Annotated in this window: 4 protein-coding genes and 1 pseudogene; all 5 read right to left on the minus strand. The window is 29.2% G+C overall.

Translation table 11 applies throughout. The features are described from left to right. Nucleotides 1-229, minus strand: a 229-nt coding sequence (locus tag IC213_RS20095) for a hypothetical protein (RefSeq protein WP_413927315.1), incomplete at its 3' end; no start/stop codon positions are given. An 18-nt stretch (nt 230-247) separates the two neighbouring features. Then, nucleotides 248-3,763 carry a PQQ-binding-like beta-propeller repeat protein gene (locus IC213_RS20100; protein WP_227863558.1) on the minus strand — a complete coding sequence of 1,172 codons (3,516 nt, stop codon included), beginning with the start codon at nt 3,761-3,763 and terminating at the stop codon, nt 248-250. Nucleotides 3,764-3,774: 11 nt separating this feature from the next. Next, on the minus strand, nt 3,775-3,936 hold the full coding sequence (locus tag IC213_RS20105; RefSeq protein WP_227863559.1) for a hypothetical protein: 162 nt from the start codon (nt 3,934-3,936) through the stop codon (nt 3,775-3,777). A 12-nt stretch (nt 3,937-3,948) separates the two neighbouring features. Further along, complete coding sequence (locus IC213_RS20110; protein ID WP_227863560.1) at nt 3,949-4,254, minus strand: hypothetical protein; 306 nt, start codon at nt 4,252-4,254, stop codon at nt 3,949-3,951. Continuing rightward, a pseudogene (locus tag IC213_RS20115) lies at nt 4,235-5,340 on the minus strand (tail fiber domain-containing protein); the annotation flags it as partial. The pseudogene IC213_RS20115 and the gene IC213_RS20110, both read right to left, overlap by 20 nt.

A 5,340-nucleotide genomic window follows, 5' to 3' on the forward strand; every position in this document is an offset into this window, starting at 1 on the left:
CCACATACTCATATGTAATCTCTTTTGTTGTCTTGTCTACATACATAATAGGTGCAAAACCTTCTCTTTGTTCTGCTTCTACTACTTCATCGACCAACACTCCACTTAATTCTAATTCTTGAGCTGATTTATTTAACCCATATGTTTGGTCAAAAGGCATATTGTGTATTAAATTCACCTTATATATATTTCCTTCTTTGTGTTCTAATCCTGTTAAATATTTTTGCATTTTATTTCCTCCTAAATTTTAATTATAATAAGCTACTTTTTGTACTGTATGTGTGTTTTGTAGTTTTTTTATTAAGCTACTTCTATCTCCAGTAATTATATTATTTTCTAAATCAATACATATACTCAATACCCAATCTTTGTAGTTTGAATATTTCCAAATTTCTGTTCCATTAGAAGATATTTTTCTAATGGTATTATCATTGCCTCCACTATATATATTATTCTGTAAATCTACACATACTGAATATACACCACTTTCATGTCCTTTATAACTCCAAATTTCTTCTCCAGTTGAAGATATCTTTCTTACTTTAAAATTACCATTACCACTTACTATATTATCTTGTGAATCTGTACATACTGAGTTTACAGAACTTTCATATTCTTTATAACTCCAAATTTCAGCACCATTTGTTGACAGTTTTCTTACTGTATCATCAGCACTACCACTTACTATATTATCTTGTGAATCTGTACATACTGAACGTACAGTATCTGTATGCCCAGTAAATCTCCAAATTTCAGCACCACTTGAAGATATTTTTCTTACTTTAAAATCAGCACTACCACTTATTATATTACCTTGCAAGTCTACACATACTGAACGTACAGTACCTGTATGCCCAGTAAATCTCCAAATTTCAGCACCACTTGAAGATATTTTTCTCAAAGTAATATCACTACTACAACTATATATATTATTCTGTAAATCTACACATACTGAATATACACCACTTTCATGACCTTTATAACTCCAAATTTCTTCTCCAGTTGGAGATATTTTTTTTACTATTCTATCATAATTTCCACTAATAATATTATTATTTAGGTCTATACATATTGAATATACATAACCACCTTGGATTTTATCCCATACTTCAGTAGGTGCAGGTAAAACCTCTTTCACAATAGTATCTAGTTTAGTTACCTTATGTATTTCGCTTTGGTTATCTTTTGTAACTAGAATACCTAAATTTTGTTGAAATTTTTTTAAGGTATTGTCACTACTACCACTTAGTATGTTGTTTTTACTATCTAAAGTTACAGTTTTTACTCGATTAGTGTGTACCATAAATTCATATATTTTTAATCCATCATGAGATATCTTTTTTATAGTTTTATCATCACATCCACAGTATATTTCATTTTCATTATTAACTGTTAAAGAAAATATAGTAGAAAGGCTTATAGATTTCCAGATTATCTCGCCATTAGAATTAAACTTTCTTATAATCTTATCGTTTCCACCACTTATTAGATTATTGTTAGAATCAATACACACTGAATGAACTGAACCCATGTTGTCCATATAACTCCATATTAATGATCCGTTTTTAGATAACTTTCTTATACTCTCATCAGCACTTCCAATATAATAATTATTAGCGGAATCTACATCTATTGATAATATACTGTTAGTGTTTTCTGTGTATTCCCATATTTTTGTCGCTTCATATGATACTTTAACCAGACTACTATCTGCAATTCCAACTATTATATGATTATCTAAATCAATACATATAGATGTTATATTGTTTTTAAAACCTGAAAAAGACCATATTTCATCTCCAGAAGAAGATATTTTTCTTAAGATTCTGTCAACCCCACCACTATAAACATTAAGATCAGAATCTACTGTTACTGAATTCACAAAATGTGTATGCTTTGTAAATCTCCATATTTCTTTTCCTAATGAAGATATTTTCTTAACTGACATATCACTACTAGCATTATAAATATTATCTTTAGAATCTACGCATACTGAATTTACACTTGAATCATTGTAAAAACACCAAACTTCTTCAACATCATCAGGCATATCTGGCATTTGTTTTATACTACTAATATTACTTGCCATAGTTTGAAATGTATCACTACTATTAGTTGGTACTTTTTTGTCAGTAATAGCAGTAGCGATTAATTCCTTTCCATTACTGACAGATTGAAAAAGTTCATTAACTGCATCTGTTAGGTTTTTAGCATTTGTGCTTAATTCGTTTACACCTATTTTTGAATCAATTTTAACACTAGAATAAGTACTATCTAGTGTTGTTATATTATCGTTTATTGTAGCCGTTATAACTTCTTTATTTGTATTACCATTTACAACAGTCACTTTTACATCTATATTACTTTCATTAAAAATTTCTATTGTATTAGAATCAACTACAGTATAAGAATTAGTCATACTTTTCTTAGTTGCTTCATCTAGTATCGCTACAAATATATTTTCTGTAACAAGATTATGGTTAACTGTAAGTTTAAAGTATTCTCCATCAGATACCCAATCAGATTCAACATAAGACTTACTAAAGGCTACATTAGTTGCAGCAGAAGTCATCTCAGCTATTTTCTCATTGACCTTTTCAAAATCATAAGTCAATCTTTCTTTCAGAGTGTTTTTTACATTGCCATCAATTGTTTCTCTTGCTTGTATCAACTCGCCTCTAGCATCAAGACTTTCTAATTCCTCAAATCTATTCTCAAACTCAGTTATTTTATTACTAACAGTAGTTGTCATATCTGTTTTAGCAGTATTTACTTCTACTATTTTGTCATCTACTTCTTTTATTTTAGTATCTAATTTTAAAGTACTTGTATCAATACAATCTTCAACATCAGATATAACCTGATTTACTTCATCAAGTTTGTAGTCAATTTGCTCTTGATTATCTGTAAGTTTATCTTCAAATGTTTTATCATAATAATTAAAAGTGTTATTAGCTCTAGTATCTAAGTCCTGAAACTTCTTATCTGTCTGAGCTTGAACATCAATCATTTTATCTACTACAATATCATCTATTTCTTCAGATTTAGCATCTATCATTTCATCAAGTTGTAATTGGCAATCAGTTAATTTATCATCAACTTGGATTTGCATGTTCTGAATGGATTCTTCACGATTAGCTTCTTGATTTTGACGTGTTAATTCATTAAACTCTCTATCGTCTTCTTGTAAATTTCTTAAGTCCTCATTATAAATTCTAATCTGCTCTGCTTTATCTCTAACTTCTTCATTTCCCAATATAGTTATTTCAAGTTGTTCAACTCTTTTAGTCAATTCCTTATTATTCTTTATAATTTCCTCAGCCTGAGATATTAGGACTAATAAGACTCCATATTCATCTGTGCTAGTCAAATCATCATCATTTATCATTCCCTCTTCAACTCTATAAAAAAGATTAGTAGTATTAATAAGAGTATTTCCTTTTACAAGAGATAATTGAAATGTATTTATACCAACACTAGCTAATGCCTGCCTACTAAGTTCTATCTCTACAACACCATTTTCTGCATCTACAACTTCACATTCACCATTGACTTTAAACCCATCGCTTTTTGTAATGCTAACTAAAACTCTATCGTATTCAGATAAATCTATTATTTCATCTTTATTTTTTAATATTGCTTCAATATAAGCTGTTTTTACATCATTTTCATTATAAATAAAATAGTCTAGTAATCTTTTGTTTATCCTATAATTACTAAAGTCGACCTCTATGGTATGATTCTTTATTTCATAATTTTTCAAAGTATCACATCCTACTGTTCTTTATTTTGTTTTGCTTCTTCTAACTCTTTTTTAAGACTATTTATTTCTTCTTGATACTGCATGTTTAAAGCTTTATGTAATATAAGCTCACTATGCAAATTCTTTATTTCCTCTACTGCTATTGTATATGCATTTTGTATATTTACTTCCATTTTATTCTCCTCCTATATATCCAAAGAATCTTTAAATTTGTCTATATTTTCTTTTAAATAATTGTATCCAGATTGAAGTGGATTACTACCTATTGTATCTAGTGTATTAACTCCAAAATAATTATCAAAATTATCTTCCAAGACAGATATATTCTCATACTCAACCGCATCTAAGCCTTCTCTTCTAGCATCTTCTGAGATATATCCTGCTACTTTTATTTGAGCCATTTTATTACTATAAGAGATATTTACAGTTGATATTCTCCAATAGTAAACCTGCTGACCTGTTGCTAATAACTTACTCTTGCCAATCGCCATGCTGTTCTTCACCACCCATTATTTTGTAATATGTATGTTCATAACCTTTTCTTTTTCCTATTACTCTAAAATCACATTCCCCAGTATAGCCTTTTACCTTAAAATAGTTGTTCCCTTTTTCTATAACTTCACAGTTAGCATTAGAGCTAAATACTGCAAATTTTAATATACTTTGAGCAAATATATTATTTAGTTTTATTATTGTGCCAGTTTCTTCAACCTCTATATCGAATAAAACATCTTCAATTAAAAATTTAGGACTATCAACTGGAGACATACCAAATGTTGTACCATTTATTTCTATACTACCAGCAGTTTTAGAGCCACTTCTGGAAAATTGTTGTTTTTCTTCCCCATTTATCATGAAAGAAATAGCACCTCTTTCCCAGATTACTATACCATTATCATCGCCCCAATCATCTGCTGATGTATAAAGTCTAAAACTTCCTCTTGTCAAATCCATTCTTGTATATCCATCAGAACCGACATCTATTTTATTTGCTCCAAGTTTTGCCTTATTTGAACCGAATATATAATTCTCATATGCATTTACATATATAGCAGCCTTACCACTTTCAACGAAAAAATAATTACCACTATTGTATTTAAAACGAAACGCAGAACGTCTCTCATATCCATCACTTGGTCTTGCATCTATAGCAAATGAATTTTTACTATCACTAAAAAAGCTTATAATTGCATTGTCATCATCAACAGATGTTATTGCATTACATGCAAGGCTTCCTCTATTAACTATTAAACCACTTCTGTTTATTACAACATAATCAGATATATCATTAAACCCAAATTGAATTTTGTCTGGCTTAATTCCTACGATAGCACTATCTGAATTTCTTGTAACTATCATAGAAATATCATCTTTAGTTAATTTAATTTCAGCAGCATTTGTTTTAGTTACACCATCAACTCTAGCTACTTCTAGTTTGATTTCTTTAGCAGTAGCATTTATTTGAGAAAATTCCTCTGAAACACTTCCACCCATACCTTTAAGAAATACACCATCAAGAGTATTTTTTAGTTCATTAACCTTTAAATTATACTTTGCGAATCCATTTGTAACTAGAA

Origin of the sequence: Clostridioides sp. ES-S-0049-02, assembly GCF_020658465.1 — a bacterium.
Taxonomy (GTDB): domain Bacteria; phylum Bacillota; class Clostridia; order Peptostreptococcales; family Peptostreptococcaceae; genus Clostridioides.